This window comes from Pseudonocardia nematodicida (genome assembly GCF_040105385.1).
Taxonomy (GTDB): Bacteria; Actinomycetota; Actinomycetes; order Mycobacteriales; family Pseudonocardiaceae; genus Pseudonocardia; species Pseudonocardia nematodicida.
The window spans coordinates 505,024-519,490 of sequence record NZ_JBEDNQ010000001.1 but is presented as its reverse complement, the minus strand read 5'-3'; the positions used below and the strand labels follow the sequence as shown (position 1 = coordinate 519,490).

Below are 14,467 nucleotides of genomic sequence, written 5' to 3'. Positions count from 1 at the left end.
CCGATCAGGCGCCGGTCGGCCCGAACTGCTCGATCCGGATCGCGTGGTCGGGCACGCCCGCCTCGGCGAGCAGGCCCGCCGCGGCGTCGGCGAAGGCGGGGGAGCCGCACACGAACGCGGTCTCCCCGCCGCGGACCAGCGGGGCGACGTCGTCCAGGGTCAGCCGGCCCGCAGGCCGCGCGGACCCCTCCGGCACGACCTTGGTGAACACGTGGGTCACGTCCGGCGTGCGCAGCTCGTCGCCGTAGTAGATCCCGCGCGGGGTGCGGGCCGAGACCAGCATCCGGATCAGGTCCGGCCGGCCGATCGCGCGGGCGTGCCGCAGCATCGCGGCGAGCGGCACCTGCCCGGAGCCGCCGCCGATCAGCAGCGCGGGGCTCTCGCCGTCCCAGGCGAACCAGCCGCCGACCGGCCCGCGGACCTCCAGCACGTCGCCGGGGATCACGACGTCGTGCAGGAACTCGGACACCTCGCCGTCGTCGAGCCGTTCCACGGTCAGCTCGATCTCCGGGCGGCCGTCCGGCGCGGAGGCGACCGAGTAGGACCGCTGGGCGGTGTAGCCGTCCTCGGCGGTCAGCCGCAGGACGTAGTACTGGCCCGGCAGGTGCCGGGCGGGTTCCTCCAGGCCGAGCCGGATGGTCTTGACCTTCGGCGCCTCGTCCCGGATCTCGGTGACGGTCGCGGCCTGCCAGCGCAGGGTACGGCGGGGCGTCGTGGTGGTCATGCTCAGTCCCCCTGGAAGCGCTGCTCGGACCACGGGTCGCCGCGGTCGTGGTAGCCGTTGCGTTCCCAGAACCCCGGCTCGTCCTCGGCGAGCAGCCGGAGCCCGGCCACCCACTTCACGCTCTTCCAGAAGTAGAGGTGCGGGACGATCATCCGGGCCGGTCCGCCGTGCTCGCGGGTCAGCGGTGCGAAGCCCGAGCCCGGGGTGGCGACGTCGAACACCACCCACGCCCGCCCGCCGGTGACGTCGGCCAGCGGCAGGTTCGTGGTGTAGCCGGAGTGCGAGTAGGCGACGACGTAACGCGCCGCGGGCAGCGGCCCGGCCGCCTCGAGCAGGGTGTCGACGCCGATGCCGTCGAACCGCATCCCGAACTTCGACCAGGTGGTGACGCAGTGGATGTCGCCCTCCCACCGGTCCCGCGGGAGCGCTCGGATCTCGTCCCAGCTCCACTCGGTCTCCCGCTCGACCAGACCGTCGATGCGGAAGCTCCAGCGCCGGGTGTCCAGGTGCGGGGCGCGTTCGGCCGTCAGCACCGGCCACTGGTCGCCGGCGTCGTACTGGCCGGGGGGCAGGCGGGGGTCGCGGGCGCGGCGGCCCACGAAACCCCGGGTGACGCGCGGGGCGGCGGGTGCGGAGAGATCTCGTGCCACGGGCCCAGTGTGCCCGGTCGGATGCGTCACACGCGGTGCGCGGCTCGCCACAGGGCCTGCCTTCTGTGCCACCGGCTCACTAGACTCCCCAGCACGTCGGCGACGGTGCCGTTCGCGGGCCGGTGAGGAGATCTGTGGCATGACGAGCAGCGACGGAGCCGGTGCCCCGGTCGAACCGGACGAGCTCGAGCTCGCCGCCGGGTTCGACCCGGTCGACCGCGAGCAGTGGCTCCGGGCCGTGGACGCCGTGGTGCGCCGCTCCGGACGGATCGGCGAGGACGCGGAGCTCGGCGCCGGCGTCGAGACCCTGACCTGCACCAGCCCGGACGGCATCCGCGTCGCACCGCTCTACGCCGCCGAGGACACCACCGACCTGCCCGGCACCGGCGTGCCCGGCGCGTGGCCGTTCACCCGCGGGGCGACGGCCGACGGCCCGGTCCAGGACGGCTGGGACGTCCGCCAGCGGCACACCGGCACCGACCCGGCCGCGGTGCACGAGGCGGTGCTCGCCGACCTGCAGAGCGGGGTGAACTCGATCTGGCTGCGGGTCGGTACCGGCGGCGTCCCGGTCGCCGACCTCGCCGGCGTGCTGGACGGCGTCTACCTCGACCTCGCCCCGATCGCCCTGGACGCCGGTCCGGACGCCGTCGCCGCCGCGCACGCCTACCTGGACCTGGCCGCCCGCAACGGCATCGAGGACGCCAGCCTGCTCGGTTCGCTGGGCGTCGACCCGATCGGGCTGCGGGCCCGGGCCGGGGGCGACGCCGGCACCGCGGCGGACGCGGTCGAGGTGGCCCGGCGGGCCGCGGACGGCTTCGGGCAGGTCACCGCGATCACCGTGGACGCCACCGTGATCCGCGAGGCCGGCGGGTCCGGCGCCCAGGAGCTCGGCTGGTCGCTCGCCGCGGGGGTCGCCTACCTGCGCGCGCTGACCGCGGCCGGTCTCGACATCGCCACGGCGGCCCGGCTGCTCGAGTTCCGTTACGCCGCCACCCCCGAGCAGTTCCCGACCATCGCCCTGCTGCGCGCGGCGCGGCGGCTGTGGTCGCGGGTGCTGGAGGAGTGCGGCGTCACCGACGTCCCGCAGCGCCAGCACGCCGCCGTCGCCGAGGTGCTGTTCTCCCGCCGGGACCCGTGGGTGAACATGCTGCGCGGGACCGTCGCCGGGTTCGCCGCCGGCGTCGGCGGGGCGGACGCGGTCACGGTGCCGCCGTTCGACGCCGCGATCGGGGTCTCCGAACCGTTCTCCCGCCGGATCGCCCGCAACACCCAGACCCTGCTCGTCGAGGAGTCCCACCTGGCCCGGGTGATCGACCCGGCCGGCGGGTCCTGGTACGTCGAGCACCTCACCGACGACCTGGCCGCGGCCGGCTGGGCGTTCTTCCAGCAGGTCGAGGCCGCCGGGGGTGCCGAGGCCGCGCTGGACTCCGGGTTCGTCGCCGAGCGGGTCGGCGAGGTCCGGGCCCGTCGGGAGACCGACGTCGCCCGCCGCAAGGCCCCGCTGACCGGTGTCTCGGAGTTCCCCGACCTGGCGGAGAAGCCGGTCGAGCGGACCCCGCTGCCGCCGGCCGTCGAGCGGGGCGGGCTGCCGCTGTGGCGCCCGGCCGAGGCCTACGAGGGCTACCGCGACCGGTCCGACGCCGTGCTGGCCGAGACCGGGACCCGCCCGACGGTGTTCCTCGCGACGATCGGCGCGCTGGCCGACTACACCACGCGGGCCGGGTTCACCCGCAACCTGCTCGGCGCGGGCGGGATCGACACCACCGACGCCGGCCCGACCGGCACCGCCGACGAGGTCGCCGACGCGTTCGCCGGCTCCGGCACGGGTGTGGCGGTGCTGTGCTCCTCGGACGCGCTCTACGCCGAGCGGGCCGAGGCGGCGGCCGCTGCGCTGCGCAACGCCGGGGCGACCCGCATCCTGCTGGCGGGGCGGCCGAAGGACGAGGATCGGGTGGGCGGGCTCGACAACACAGTGGACGGGTACCTCTACGCCGGGTGCGACGCCCTGGCCGTCCTCGACGACGTCCACACCGCGCTGGAGGGTGCGAAGTGAGCATTCCGGACTTCACGAGCGTGCCGCTGGCCTCGGACCGGGCGCCCTCGACCGCGTGGCCGGGGCAGGCCCCGACCTGGGACGCGCCGGAGGGCATCGGCGTCAAGCCGCTCTACACCGCGGCCGACCTCGACGGGCTCGACTTCCTGGGCACCTACCCGGGGATCACGCCGTACCTGCGCGGCCCGTACCCGACGATGTACACCAACCAGCCGTGGACGGTCCGCCAGTACGCCGGGTTCTCCACCGCGGCCGAGTCCAACGCGTTCTACCGGCGCAACCTCGCCGCCGGCCAGAAGGGCCTGTCGATCGCGTTCGACCTGGCCACCCACCGTGGCTACGACTCCGACCACCCCCGCGTGGGCGGCGACGTCGGCATGGCCGGGGTCGCGATCGACTCCATCCTGGACATGCGCCAGCTCTTCGACGGCATCCCGCTGGACAGGATGTCGGTGTCGATGACCATGAACGGCGCGGTGCTGCCCGTGCTCGCGCTCTACATCGTCGCGGCCGAGGAGCAGGGCGTCAGCCCGGACAAGCTGACCGGAACCATTCAGAACGACATCCTGAAGGAGTTCATGGTCCGCAACACCTACATCTACCCGCCGCAGCCGTCGATGCAGATCATCTCCGACATCTTCGGCTACACCAGCTCCCACATGCCGAAGTTCAACTCGATCTCGATCTCCGGATACCACATCCAGGAGGCCGGGGCGACGAACGACCTGGAGCTGGCCTACACCCTCGCCGACGGCGTGGAGTACCTGCGGGCAGGGGTCGGTGCCGGGCTGGACGTCGACCGGTTCGCGCCCCGGCTGAGCTTCTTCTGGGCGATCGGCATGAACTTCTTCATGGAGGTCGCCAAGATGCGGGCCGCGCGCCTGCTCTGGTCGAAGCTGGTGCACCGGTTCGACCCGCAGAACGCGAAGTCGCTGAGCCTGCGGACGCACTCGCAGACCTCCGGCTGGTCGCTGACCGCACAGGACGTCTACAACAACGTCGTCCGCACGTGCGTCGAGGCGATGGCCGCGACCCAGGGGCACACCCAGTCGCTGCACACCAACGCCCTCGACGAGGCCCTCGCGCTGCCCACCGACTTCTCCGCGCGGATCGCGCGCAACACCCAGCTGCTGCTGCAGCAGGAGTCGGGGACGACGAACGTCGTCGACCCGTGGGGTGGCTCCTACTACGTGGAGCGCCTCACCTACGACCTGGCCAAGCGGGCCTGGGCGCACATCGACGAGGTCGAGCGGGCCGGCGGCATGGCGCAGGCCATCGACGCCGGCATCCCGAAGATGCGCGTCGAGGAGGCCGCGGCCCGCACCCAGGCCCGGATCGACTCCGGCCGCCAGCCGGTGATCGGCGTCAACAAGTACGTCGTCGACACCGACGAGCAGATCGACGTGCTCAAGGTCGACAACGCCGGGGTGCGCCGCGAGCAGCTGGAGAAGCTGCAGAAGCTCCGGGCCGAGCGCGACGACCGCGCCCTCGACGAGTCGCTGCGCGCCCTCACCGGCGCCGCCGAGAAGATCGCCGAGGGGGCGCGGCGCCCGGACGAGGAGAACCTGCTGCACCTGGCGGTGAACGCGGCCCGCAACAAGGCCACCGTCGGCGAGATCTCCGACGCGCTGGAGAAGGTCTTCGGGCGGCACGCCGGCCAGATCCGGATCATCTCCGGTGTGTACTCCGCCGAGGCCGGGCAGAACCCGGCGATCGACCGGGCCCGTGAGCTGGTCGGCGGGTTCGCCGACGCCGAGGGCCGCCAGCCGCGCATCCTGGTCGCCAAGATGGGCCAGGACGGCCACGACCGCGGCCAGAAGGTGATCGCCACGGCGTTCGCCGACATCGGCTTCGACGTCGACGTCGGGCCGCTGTTCCAGACCCCGGCCGAGGTCGCGAAGCAGGCCGCCGAGTCCGACGTGCACGTGATCGGCGCCAGCTCGCTGGCCGCCGGGCACCTGACGCTGGTCCCGGAGCTGCGCGCGGAGCTGGCCGCGCTGGGCCGCGAGGACATCATGGTCGTGGTCGGCGGGGTCATCCCGCCCGCGGACGTCCCGGAGCTCCTCGAGATGGGCGCGGCCGCGGTGTTCCCGCCCGGCACCGTGATCGCCGAGGCGGCGTGCGACCTGCTGGAGAAGCTGGCGGTGGCGCTGGGGCACGACGACGACACCGTCACCGAACCCGGGAGCGTGTTCGCCGACTGATGGGCCCGCGCAACCCCGACCCGGCCGAGCTCGCCCGCGGCGTCCTCGCCGGCGACCGCACCCTGCTCGCCCGGGCGATCACCCTGGTCGAGTCCAGCCGTGCGGACCACCAGCGCGCCGCCCAGGAGCTGCTGCTCGAGCTGACCCCGAAGGCCGGCAACGCGTTCCGGGTCGGGATCTCCGGGGTGCCCGGCGTCGGGAAGTCGACCTTCATCGAGGCGATGGGGACCCGGCTCACCGGCCGGGGGCACCGGGTCGCGGTGCTGGCCGTCGACCCGTCGTCGACCCGGACCCGCGGGTCGATCCTGGGCGACAAGACCCGGATGCCGCGCCTGGCCGTCGACCCGGACGCCTTCGTCCGGCCCTCGCCCTCGGCCGGGACGCTCGGCGGGGTGGCCCGGCGCACCCGGGAGACGATGGTGGTGATGGAGGCCGCCGGGTTCGACGTCGTGCTGGTCGAGACGGTCGGGGTCGGGCAGTCCGAGACCACCGTCGCCGGGATGGTCGACACCTTCCTGTTCCTGACGATCGCCCGCACCGGCGACTCGCTGCAGGGGATCAAGAAGGGGATCCTCGAGCTGGCCGACGTGGTCGCGGTCAACAAGGCCGACGGCGACCACGAGCGCGCCGCCCGCGCCGCAGCCCGCGAGCTCGCCGGCGCGCTGCACATGATGGTCCCGGCCTCGGCGCACTGGCGGACGCCGGTGCTGTCCTGCTCGGCGCAGACCGGGATGGGCCTGGACTCCGTGTGGGAGAAGGTCACCGACCACCACACCGCGCTGGAGAAGGCCGGCGAGCTGGCCACCCGCCGCGCCGACCAGCAGGTCGACTGGATGTGGCAGATGGTGCGCGACCGGCTGATGGACCGCGTGCTGCTCGACCCTGGGGTGCGGGAGAGCCTGCCCTCGCTGACCACCGAGGTGCGCAGCGGGGAGCTGACCCCGACGCTGGCCGCGCAGGCCCTGCTCGACGCGCTGGACTCCGGCGGCCGGTAACGGCGGCGGGGCCGGGGACGAGGACGCGACATGGCAGCGACGCCGCGCGGGTCACGTGTGCCGGCCCTCCCGTCGTGGCTGCGCGGGTGGCGGCCGCGGACGACGAGTCTCGACGACGGCGTCGCGCTGGTGCAGAAGAACGCCCGGCCCGAGGGGTTCGACCTCTGGATCGGGGTCGTGCTGGGCCCCCGGCCGGACGCCGTCCCGGACCCGCTGCCGCTCACCGTGACGATGGCCGGGCAGGCCCTGACCCGGGAGTACCCGGTGGTGCTGCGGTGGTACCGGCCGGGGGAGGGCGGGTCGTCCCGGGAACCCCGCTTCTTCCACGGCCATCTCACCGTCGACGCCGTCCCGCCGGGTGCCTACGACGTCTCGGTCGAGGTGCCGCAGCTCGCGATCCCCGGACGGTCCCGCGCGGTGGCCCGGGTCCGGACCCTGCCGCGCATGGCGGAGCCGGGGGACGAGCTCCGGCTGATGGTGGGGTCCTGCTACGACGCGGGAACCGACTCGCACGACGAGATCGGGAAGGCGCACGCGCGGGCCTTCCCCAGCGGAACCGACCTCACCTTCCTCCTCGGGGATCAGGTCTACGCCGACGCGCCGTTCACGCACTACGCCTTCCGGTCCCGTCGCCGTCCCCGCTCCGGCCTCCTGCTCAAGTACTGGACCACCTGGGGGATGTCGACGAGCTCGGACCGGACCGGGCTGAAGCGGATCCTGTCCGGTGGACCGAACTACTTCCTCCCGGACGACCACGAGTTCTGGAACGGCTGGCCGAACCGCTCGGTGACCGCGAAGCATTCGATCGGCAAGATCTCCGAGGCCCGGCGCAACCATCGGGAGCGGGTCCGGGCGGTCGTCCCGGACGACGAGGTCTCCCCGGTGCCGCCGTCGCCGGACGCCGGGGCGCCCACCGATCCGTTCCTGCAGAGCTACTTCCCGGTCCATCCCGCCGAATGGGAGGGGTGGAGCCTGGCGTCCTTCGAGCTGTTCGGGTCCTTCCAGACGCGGAGCGTCGCCGACCGGGCAGGGCAGGGCCCGTCGCTCGGCGTCGACGACGAGGGGGTCGCCGCGCGGGCGCCCCGACGGGCCGGACCGCCCGGGATCCACGCCCCGCGCAACGAGATCCTCCAGACCATCCACATCGACCCGCTCACGTTCTGCCTCCTCGACACCCGCACCCGGCGCACCCGGCGTCTGCGTCATCCGGTGCACTCGGCGTTCGTCGACCCGGTGTTCCTCGACGAGATGCTCCGCCGCGCGCGGGCCGCGGCGGTGTTCGTCCTCGCCACACCGCAACCGCTGCTGGTGCGGGCGGGTCACCACACGCAGAAGAACACGGCGGAGCGGCTCAGGCTGTTCGGATCCGAGACCGACGTGCAGGACTACTGGTACCAGTGGCAGCGGCTCTGGGACGGACTGATCGATGCCCGGGAGGGCCGGCCGACCGTCGTCCTCGGCGGTGACATCCACCGGAGCCACGTCGCGACCGTCCCGGAGATCGGCCTGCTCGAGATCGTCTCCTCGCCCATGTCACTGGTCTGGGGCGGCGGGGTCCTGAGCACGTGGCGCCGGCTGGCCGGGCTGTTCGGGGGCCGTCGGGAGGACCTCCGGCTCTCCGAGATCGCGGACGGGCCGCGGGCGCGGAGGTCGCCCCTTCCGGATGCCCGTGCCCGGTTCGAGAAGCGCCTGCCCCAGGACCGGGAGGGATTCGCGGGTGTCACGTTCACCCGGGTCGAGGGCTCGGCCCTCGACCTCGAGGTGACGTTGTTCGAGCGACGCCTGCTCGTCGACGACGTGCCGCCGGGTGCCGGCACGCCGGCCCGGCCGCTGCGCTTCCGCCTCGACCCCGGTCGCCGCGGGACCGCGGCCGTCGTCCGCCTCTAGCCGCGGTTCCCGGCCCCGGTGAGGTCGCGGTCCATCGTCTCGGTCAGCACCCGGGTGCAGACCAGGCTGCCGATCGCGATGCCCGCCAGCATGATCCCGATCGCGAACCCGCCGTACGACGCGGCCAGCCCGCTGGCGATCAGTGGCGGGATCCCGCCACCGAGCACCCCGGCGAGGTTGTAGGCCAGGCCGGCGCCGGTGTAGCGGTGCCGGGTCTCGAACAGCTCGGGCAGGAACGCCCCCATCGGCCCGTAGGCGATCGCGAAGATCGTCAGCGTGACCGTCAGCCCCAGCCCGAACGCCCACGCCGTCCCGATGTCGAGCACCGGGAACAGCACCAGCGCCCACGGGATCGCCAGCGCGTTGGCCAGCATGATCATCCGCCGGCGGCCGTAGCGGTCGGACAGGATCGCGGCCGCGACCGTGGCCGCGGCGAAGAACACCGACGCGATCATGCCCATCCCGAGCACCAGCGTGCGGTCCAGTCCGGCGCCGCTCTCCGAGGTGCCGTAGTTCGTCAGGTACGCGGTGCCCATGTAGAAGAAGGCGAAGAACAGCGTCGCCGCCCCGGCCCCGAGCAGGATCTCCCGGTACTGCTCGCGCAGCACACCGACGAACGGCGTCCGCTCGCCGGCCGGTGCCGGCGCCGCGGAGCGCTGCTGCTGGGCGGCCCGGAACACCGGCGTCTCCTCGATCTTCAGCCGGACGTAGAGCCCGACCGCGATCAGCAGGATCGAGGCGATGAACGGGACCCGCCAGCCGTAGGTCAGGAACGCCTCGTCGTCGAACCCGAGCACCAGGCCGCTGACCAGGAACGTGCCGCTGGACAGGAAGAACGCCAGCGCCGGGCCGAGCTGCGGGAACAGCGCGTAGCGCCCGCGCTGCCCGGGCGGGGCGTACTCCGCGGCGAGCAGCGTCGCGCCGGCCCACTCCCCGCCGACCGCGAAGCCCTGCGCGAACCGCAGCGTGACCAGCAGCAGCGGGGCCAGCACCCCGAGCGTGTCCGCGCCCGGCAGCAGTCCGATCAGGACGGTCGCGACGCCCATCAGCAGCAGCGTCGAGATCAGCGTCCGCTTGCGGCCGATCCGGTCCCCGAAGTGGCCGAACACGATGGCACCGACCGGGCGGGCGAAGAACGCCACCGCGAACGTCGCGAACGAGGCGACGGTGCCCGCGGCGGCGCCCAGCGCCGGGAAGAAGACCGTGGGGAACACCAGGGCCGCGGCCGTGCCGTAGATGAAGAAGTCGTAGAACTCGATGGTGGTGCCGGTGCAGCTGGCCGCCGCCACCCGTCGTAGACGGGCCTTCTCCGACACCGGGGTCGCCTCGCTCATGATTGCCCCCTCCCCGCGGACGCCGTCGTCCGCGGGGAGTGAATAGCACAGAACCGGACATCTGCGGCAGTGGTGATCAATCGCCGCGGGCCTGCTCCAGCATCGCCGTCGCCGCCTGGCGCAGGATCGCGTGCTCGCCCGGCCCCATCGTGAACGTGCAGCCGAGCTCGCGGAACCGGCGGGCGTGGGCGGGGGAGTCGCAGTAGATCCCGACCGGCATGCCCGCCGCCGCGCAGGCGCCGGTGATCGTCCGGATCAGGTCGGCGTACTCGTCGGACCGGGGGCCGTCGGCGTTCTGCGCGGTGAGCGGCATGTCGTACGCCAGTGCGAGGTCCGAGGGTCCGATGAAGACCGCGTCCAGGCCCTCGACGGCGAGGATCGACTCCAGGTTCTCGACGGCGGCGCGCGTCTCGATCATCACCACGCACCTGCCGGGGGTGAGCGGTTCGCGGCCCAGCCAGGACGGGCGCAGCGGGCCGAAGCTGCGGTGCCCGCCCTGCGGCGGGTAGCGGCAGGCACCGGCCACCGCGGCGGCTTGTTCGGCCGTGTCGACCAGCGGGACGATCACGCCGTCGGCACCCCGGTCCAGCGCCCGCCCGATCGCCTCGGCACCGTGCCCGGGGACCCGGACCAGTGACCGGGTACCGGTGGCGGTCAGCGCCTGCAGCATCCCGAGCACGGCGTCGTCGCCGATCAGGCCGTGCTGGGTGTCGATGCACACGCTGTCGAACCCGACCCCGCCCATCACCTCGGCGACGGCGGAGGACGGCAGCTGCAGCCAGCCGCCGACCGCGTCGCCGGTGAACATCGGATCCTCGTCGATCTCTGCGTTCATGGTCATGACCGTGCCCGTTCCCGCGGCCGCGCGCCAGGGGCGGCATCATCGGCACATGAGTTCTCTCCCGCCCCGCCCGGTGATCGGGATCCTGCACCCGGGCGCGATGGGCGCCGCCCTGGGTTCGGCGCTCAAGGCCCGCGCCGGCGCGGTGATCTGGGCCGACGCCGGCCGCACGCACGCCACCGCGAAGCGGGCCGAGCTGGCCGACCTGATCGCCGTACCGGACGTCGCCGAGCTGGCCGCCCGGGCCGACGTGATCGTCTCGATCTGCCCGCCGCACGCCGCCCGGGAGATCGCCGAGCAGGTCGCCGGGAGCATGCGGGAGAGCGCCGTCTACGTGGACGCGAACGCCGTCGCGCCGGACACCGTGCGCGGGATCGCGGCGCTGCTCGGCCCGGACCGGGTGTGCGACGGCGCGGTCATCGGCCCGCCCGCCTGGGAGCGTGGCACGACCACGCTGTGGCTGTCCGGGCCGTGCGCCGCCGTCGTCGCGGAGCTGTTCGAACCCGGCCCGTTCGACGCCCGGGTGCTCGGCACCGACCCCGGCGACGTCGGCGCGGCCAGCGGGCTGAAGGCCTGCTTCGCGCTGCAGAGCAAGGCGATGCCCACCCTCTGGCTGGCGCTGGAGGAGGCCGCGGCCCGGTTCGGCGTCACCGACGCACTGCACGCCGAGCTCGACCGGAACGGCGTCGACCACGCGGGAGCGCTGGCCGCGATCCGCACGAAGATGGACGGCAAGGCCTGGCGGTGGGCCGGGGAGATGGACGAGGCCGCCGACGCGCTGGCCGCGATCGGCGTCCCCGACGGCTTCTCCCGCGCCGCCGCCGAGCTCTACCGCCGCGCCGCCACCTGACCGCGCCCTCCCGCCCGGGCCCGACTCATGACGCTTCAGTTCGGCATGGCCGGACTGAAGCGTCATGAGTGAGGGGCGGGGTGCTGCTGGGGTGTCAGGCCGCGACCATCCCGTGCGGATCGATCACGAACTTGCGGGACGCGCCGCCGTCGAAGTCCCGGTAGCCCCGGGGTGCCTCGTCCAGCGGGATCGTCGTGGCGTTGACGGCCTTGGCGATCTGCGCCTTGCCGGACAGGATCGCGTTCATCAGCTGCCGGTTGTAGCGCTTCACCGGGCACTGACCGGTGGTGAAGCTGTGCGACTTCGCCCAGCCCAGACCGATCCGGACGCCGAGCGTGCCGTGCTTGGCGCCCTCGTCGACCGCACCGGGATCACCGGTGACGTAGAGCCCGGGGATGCCCAGCCCGCCGCCGACCCGGGTCACCTCCATCACCGAGTTCAGCACGGTCGCGGGGGCCTCGTCGCCCTCCTTGCCGTGCCCGCGGGCCTCGAACCCGACGGCGTCGACGGCCGCGTCCACCTCGGGCTCGCCGAGCAGCTGCTCGATCATCTCGGGCAGCGTGCCGTCCAGGCGCAGGTCGATCGTCTCGCAGCCGAAGCTGCGGGCCTGCTCCAGCCGCTCCGGGATCATGTCGCCGACGACCACCGCACCGGCGCCGAGCACCTGCGCCGCGTGTGCCGCGGCGAGCCCGACCGGGCCGGCCCCGGCGATGTAGACCGACGACCCGGTGGTGACGCCCGCGGTGACCGCGCCGTGGTAGCCGGTCGGGAAGATGTCGGACAGCATCGTCAGGTCGAGGATCTTCTCCATCGCCTGCTCCCGGTCCGGGAACCTCAGCAGGTTGAAGTCGGCGTAGGGCACCATCACGTACTCGGCCTGCCCGCCGATCCAGCCGCCCATGTCGACGTAGCCGTAGGCGGCGCCCGGCCGCGCCGGGTTGACGTTCAGGCAGACCCCGGTCTTGCCCTCGTTGCACATCCGGCACCGCCCGCAGGCGATGTTGAACGGTACCGAGCAGATGTCGCCGGTGTTGACGAACAGCACGTCGTCGCCGGTCTCCACCACCTCCCCGGTGATCTCGTGGCCGAGCGTCTGCCCGACCGGGGCCGTGGTGCGGCCGCGGACCATGTGCTGGTCGGAGCCGCAGATGTTGGTGGTGACGATCTTGAGGATGGCCGCGTGCGGGGCCTTCTGCTTGATCTTCAGTCCGGTGACGACGTCGGTCGGCAGCTCCAGCTTCGGGTACTCGATCGACTCGACGGCGACCTCGCCCGGTCCCTTGTAGACGACGACGCGGTTGTCGGGCATGGTGTCTCGCTCCCCTCGGTGCCGGTGCGAGCCCGCGGACACGGGCCCGCCGACGCGCGCCCGGTGCCGTGCCTCCCCGTGTCCACCCGAGTCCGGCCGCGTCGCCGGACTCCCGACCGTGGCACAGCATGCGCGGATGCGCACCAGTGCCGATCGGGTGGTCGGCCGGGCGTGGGAGGGGCCGATCAGTCCGGGTCGACCGGATTCCCGCCCCGGGTCCGGTTCCGGGCCACCACGTCGTTCAGCAGCTCGGCCGCGGCGGCGCTGTCGGTCACTGTCACCAGGAACCGGCGGCCGCCGGTCAGGCCGGCCTCGAGGGCCTCGCCCGAGCGCGTCGCCCGGAACGCGGTGGTCGTGCCGGACCGCAGCACGCCGAAGCCGTTCACCGCGAGCGTCGTCGGGTCCAGGACGGTCGAGCGGGCGTCCTCGATCTCGTCGATCGGCGCGCCGGTCAGTCTCCGGCGCAGCAACGGCTGCTCGACACGGATCCCGCGGTCGTCGACGACGACGCGGGTGCGGGACTGCAGCAGCAACCAGCCGCCGAGCACCGCCAGGAGGCCGGCGACCCACGGCGATCCCTCGTTCGGCAGCAGGACCAGGCCCGCGGCGATCCCGAGCGCGACGAGCCCCGCGCCGAGGAGACGACGGGAGACCAGCGTCCTCGACCAGCTCACATCTGCTCCGGACACCTGCGGCACCTCCGTATCGTCGACCGGGTACCCCAGGAAACATGATCACGGAGGGTGAGCGCGCACCCGGGGATGGTCCGTGCGGGTGAAACGCCCCGTCCCCAACTCTTGATCTACACCGTGTCACACGGCTGTGACATCGTGTACACGACTCGGTAGCAGACCTGGTTCAACCTGGCCGTCCCTGCGATCGCCGATCGTGACCAATCGAGCACGCTGGGGCGAATCGGACGGCGAAGCGACGGAGGGTGGATGGCTGGGTCGGAGACGGGACGTACGGGCGCCAGATTCGGGGGCGCCGCGTCCCCGGGGCCGGCGGACGCGACGCCGTCCACCCCCGAACCGGCTGTGCCGGAGGCCGAGGAGAACCTCGTCGGCCTCACCGGCGCCCGCTTCGGTGGTCACTCGACGAAGCGCAAGCGCAAGTCCCGCAAGGAACGTGCCGCCGACCAGGCCGCGCGGGAGCAGGCCGATGCCGAGGCCGCCCGGGGCACCGAACCGGCCGCGCCGGACCCGGACGGGGACTGGGACACGGCTCCCTTGCCGGTCGTCGCCGCGGCGCCCGAGCCCGCCCCGCAGGCCGCGTTCGCCCCGGTCCGCCCTTACGTCATCACCGGCGGCCGGACCCGGGTCCGGATGGAGCTGCGGCTGGAGACCCTGGTCTCGGCCGTCCCGGGTCCGGGGCGCGTCGAGTCCGGCGAGAAGGCCGTCGTACTGAGCCTGTGCGAGCAGGCCCGATCGGTCTCGGAGGTCGCCGCGCTGGCCCGGGTCCCGCTCGGCGTCGCCCGGGTCCTCATCGACGATCTGGCCACCGAGGGACGGGTGCGGGTGCACGGCGTGTCGTCGGCCGAGGACGGCCCGAGCATGGCGCTGATGGACCGCGTGCTGTCGGGGCTGCGCAACCTGTAACGAGCGGGGAGCGGGCCGGGGG

Annotated in this window: 12 protein-coding genes; 6 read left to right on the top strand and 6 right to left on the bottom strand. The window is 73.5% G+C overall.

Translation table 11 applies throughout. The features are described 5' to 3' along the window. Positions 1-4: 4 nt before the first annotated feature. Both WIS52_RS02390 and WIS52_RS02385 read right to left on the bottom strand, forming a co-directional pair. Positions 5-724, bottom strand: a complete 720-nt coding sequence (locus WIS52_RS02390; RefSeq protein WP_349296391.1) for an FAD-binding oxidoreductase — start codon at positions 722-724, stop codon at positions 5-7. 2 nt (positions 725-726) lie between these two features. After that, complete coding sequence (locus tag WIS52_RS02385; protein WP_349296390.1) at positions 727-1,374, bottom strand: molybdopterin-dependent oxidoreductase; 648 nt, start codon at positions 1,372-1,374, stop codon at positions 727-729. A gap of 139 nt (positions 1,375-1,513) precedes the next feature. Between WIS52_RS02385 and WIS52_RS02380 the strand changes: the two genes are divergently transcribed. Genes WIS52_RS02380 through WIS52_RS02365 form a run of 4 tightly spaced genes read left to right on the top strand, consistent with a single transcriptional unit; the run spans position 1,514 to position 8,513 of the window. After that, positions 1,514-3,427, top strand: a complete 1,914-nt coding sequence (locus tag WIS52_RS02380) for a methylmalonyl-CoA mutase family protein (RefSeq protein WP_349296389.1) — start codon at positions 1,514-1,516, stop codon at positions 3,425-3,427. After that, positions 3,424-5,631, top strand: coding sequence for a methylmalonyl-CoA mutase (gene scpA / locus WIS52_RS02375; RefSeq protein WP_379610145.1), 2,208 nt, complete (start codon positions 3,424-3,426; stop codon positions 5,629-5,631). The genes WIS52_RS02380 and scpA overlap by 4 nt, the downstream gene beginning before the upstream one ends. Beyond that, on the top strand, positions 5,631-6,626 hold the full coding sequence (meaB, locus tag WIS52_RS02370) for a methylmalonyl Co-A mutase-associated GTPase MeaB (protein ID WP_349296388.1): 996 nt from the start codon (positions 5,631-5,633) through the stop codon (positions 6,624-6,626). The genes scpA and meaB overlap by 1 nt, the downstream gene beginning before the upstream one ends. A gap of 30 nt (positions 6,627-6,656) precedes the next feature. Continuing rightward, the gene (locus WIS52_RS02365; RefSeq protein WP_349296387.1) at positions 6,657-8,513 is read left to right on the top strand and encodes a metallophosphoesterase family protein; all 1,857 of its coding nucleotides are present in this window, start codon (positions 6,657-6,659) and stop codon (positions 8,511-8,513) included. On the opposite strand, the gene WIS52_RS02360 is transcribed toward WIS52_RS02365, so the two are convergent. After that, complete coding sequence (locus WIS52_RS02360) at positions 8,510-9,847, bottom strand: MFS transporter (RefSeq protein ID WP_349296386.1); 1,338 nt, start codon at positions 9,845-9,847, stop codon at positions 8,510-8,512. The two genes, WIS52_RS02365 and WIS52_RS02360, sit on opposite strands and share 4 nt — an antisense overlap. Before the next feature lie 76 nt (positions 9,848-9,923). Then, entirely contained in the window at positions 9,924-10,682 is a 759-nt protein-coding gene (locus WIS52_RS02355; protein WP_349296385.1) for an HpcH/HpaI aldolase family protein, read from the bottom strand. 55 nt (positions 10,683-10,737) lie between these two features. Between WIS52_RS02355 and WIS52_RS02350 the strand changes: the two genes are divergently transcribed. Then, positions 10,738-11,538 (top strand): NAD(P)-dependent oxidoreductase, encoded by an 801-nt coding sequence (locus WIS52_RS02350; RefSeq protein WP_349296384.1) that lies wholly within the window; start codon positions 10,738-10,740, stop codon positions 11,536-11,538. 94 nt (positions 11,539-11,632) lie between these two features. Here WIS52_RS02350 and fdhA read toward each other — a convergent pair whose 3' ends face one another. Both fdhA and WIS52_RS02340 read right to left on the bottom strand, forming a co-directional pair. Continuing rightward, positions 11,633-12,847 (bottom strand): formaldehyde dehydrogenase, glutathione-independent, encoded by a 1,215-nt coding sequence (gene fdhA / locus WIS52_RS02345; RefSeq protein ID WP_349296383.1) that lies wholly within the window; start codon positions 12,845-12,847, stop codon positions 11,633-11,635. Positions 12,848-13,032: 185 nt separating this feature from the next. After that, a complete protein-coding gene (locus WIS52_RS02340; protein ID WP_349296382.1) occupies positions 13,033-13,536 on the bottom strand; it encodes a hypothetical protein in 504 nt (167 codons plus the stop codon). Positions 13,537-13,884: 348 nt separating this feature from the next. Here WIS52_RS02340 and WIS52_RS02335 point away from each other — a divergent pair, with 348 nt between their 5' ends. Continuing rightward, the gene (locus WIS52_RS02335; protein WP_349296381.1) at positions 13,885-14,445 is read left to right on the top strand and encodes a DUF742 domain-containing protein; all 561 of its coding nucleotides are present in this window, start codon (positions 13,885-13,887) and stop codon (positions 14,443-14,445) included. Positions 14,446-14,467: the final 22 nt, after the last annotated feature.

What these genes read in the sequence shown, in the direction of transcription:
- WIS52_RS02390 (WP_349296391.1), bottom strand. Translation starts at nt 724, where the DNA reads ATGACCACCACGACGCCCCGCCGTACCCTGCGCTGGCAGGCCGCGACC.
- WIS52_RS02350 (WP_349296384.1), top strand. Translation starts at nt 10,738, where the DNA reads ATGAGTTCTCTCCCGCCCCGCCCGGTGATCGGGATCCTGCACCCGGGC.
- meaB (WP_349296388.1), top strand. Translation starts at nt 5,631, where the DNA reads ATGGGCCCGCGCAACCCCGACCCGGCCGAGCTCGCCCGCGGCGTCCTC.
- WIS52_RS02355 (WP_349296385.1), bottom strand. Translation starts at nt 10,682, where the DNA reads ATGAACGCAGAGATCGACGAGGATCCGATGTTCACCGGCGACGCGGTC.
- fdhA (WP_349296383.1), bottom strand. Translation starts at nt 12,847, where the DNA reads ATGCCCGACAACCGCGTCGTCGTCTACAAGGGACCGGGCGAGGTCGCC.
- WIS52_RS02365 (WP_349296387.1), top strand. Translation starts at nt 6,657, where the DNA reads ATGGCAGCGACGCCGCGCGGGTCACGTGTGCCGGCCCTCCCGTCGTGG.
- WIS52_RS02380 (WP_349296389.1), top strand. Translation starts at nt 1,514, where the DNA reads ATGACGAGCAGCGACGGAGCCGGTGCCCCGGTCGAACCGGACGAGCTC.
- WIS52_RS02360 (WP_349296386.1), bottom strand. Translation starts at nt 9,847, where the DNA reads ATGAGCGAGGCGACCCCGGTGTCGGAGAAGGCCCGTCTACGACGGGTG.